The sequence below is a fragment of the Pyxidicoccus caerfyrddinensis genome (genome assembly GCF_010894405.1).
Taxonomy (GTDB): Bacteria; Myxococcota; Myxococcia; order Myxococcales; family Myxococcaceae; genus Myxococcus; species Myxococcus caerfyrddinensis.
In genome coordinates this window covers 1-1,715 of sequence record NZ_JAAIYA010000090.1, presented here as the reverse complement: position 1 = coordinate 1,715, position 1,715 = coordinate 1, and the positions used below count along the sequence as shown (strand labels likewise).

At 67.3% G+C, this 1,715-nt stretch carries 1 protein-coding gene; it reads left to right on the top strand.

Going from position 1 to position 1,715, the window contains the following annotated elements:
- Positions 1–106 precede the first annotated feature (106 nt).
- Positions 107–1,693 (top strand): IS1182 family transposase, encoded by a 1,587-nt coding sequence (locus tag G4D86_RS51590; RefSeq protein ID WP_164003079.1) that lies wholly within the window; start codon positions 107–109, stop codon positions 1,691–1,693.
- The last annotated feature ends 22 nt before the right edge of the window (positions 1,694–1,715 follow it).

Here is a 1,715-nt window from a genome sequence, read left to right as displayed (position 1 = left end):
CTAGAGCACCGATCAGGTTTCGGCCCGAGGAAAGTCGAACACTTGCGAGAGCGATCGACGCGGGCTGTCGCCGCGTGATCAGGTCGCCACCTCACGGAGGTGGCGCATGGAACGCTGGAAGCCGGCTGTGGAGCAGAGCGCACGGGAGCAGCGCCTGCTGAAGCTGGCGGGGAAGAGCAGGAAGCTTTTCGTCTTCTTGCGCGAGCATCGGCACGAGTTGTTCGACGAGGCCTTTCAGAACGAGCTCGAAGCGATGTACCGACAGACGGGCCAGGGACAAGAGCCGCAGCCGCCCGCGATGATGTGCATGGCGCTGCTGGTGCAGGCCTACACGCAGGCATCGGACGCCGAAGCGGTGTGCCTCTCGGGCACTGACAGCCGGTGGCGGATGGTGTTGGACCGACTCGGCGCGGATGAGGACGAGCCAGCCTTCTCCCAGGGCGGGCTGCAGCAATTCAGGGAGCGACTCATCGCGACCGAGATGGACCGCCGGCTGCTGGAGCGCACCGTCGAGGTGGCGAAGCGGACGAAGGGCTTCGACCCGAAGAAGACGCCGAAGACGCTGCGAGTGGGGGTCGACAGCCGCCCTCTGGAAGGGGCCGGGCGGGTTGAGGACACCATCAACCTGCTCGGCCACGCAGGCCGCAAGGTGGCCGAGGGCATGGCGCTCGCGCTCGGCACCGACGTCGAGGAGGTGTGTCAGCAGGCCGATGCGCCGTTGCTGATGGCCAGCAGCATCAAGGCCGGCCTCGACATCGACTGGAGCGCGCCCGACGCGAAGCTCGACGCACTCAATCGACTCTGCCGACAGCTCGACCGCCTCATGGCCTGGGTGACGAAGCAGTCGAAGTCGTGCGTCGCGGCTCCGCTGACTCGCTACATCGAAGCGCTCGCGCAGGTGCGCGAACAGGACCTCGAGCCGCGCCCCGAGGGCGGCGTGCAGATTCGACAAGGCGTGGCGGCCGACAGGCGCATCTCCATCGAAGACCCGGACATGCGCCACGGGCGCAAGAGCAAGAGCAAGCGCTTCAATGGCTACAAGCAGCACGTCGGCACCGACCTCGACACCGAGCTCGTGGTGGCCTGCGCCGTGACGCCGGCCAACCGACCCGAAGAGGAGGCGACGGGCGCACTGCAGGAAGACATGGCCCACCAGGAGCTCTTCCCCGATGTCCTCCTCATTGACAGGGCGTACCTCAACAGCTCAATGACCGAAGACGTGCTGGCGAGCGGCGGCGACGTCGTCTGCCGGCCGTGGCGAGGAGCCAGCGCGAAGTCCGGACTCTTCGGCAAGCGCGACTTCAAAGTGAACATCCGCGACGGCACCATCCAATGCCCTGCTGGCGAGGTGGAGCCTTTCGAGCCCGGCGCCGTCGTGCAATTCGACCCGGAAGCCTGCGGGCCGTGCAAGCTGCGCTCGAGTTGTACCCAGGCCGCGTCCGGTAGGGGTCGCAGCGTCACGATGGGCGACGACGAGCGGCTCCAGAAGCGCCTTCGCTCACGTCTGCAGTCGCGCGCGGGCCGCGCAGGACTCCGGGAGCGTGTCGGCGTCGAGCATTGCCTGGCGCATCTCGCCAACCGCCAGGGCCCGAAGGCTCGTTACCGAGGCACGCGCCGCAACCTCTTTGACCTCAGGCGACTCGCGGTCGTCCAAAACCTCGAGGTCGCCGCGCGCTACCAGCACGCGGCGTGACCTAACCTGTTCGGCGCTCTAG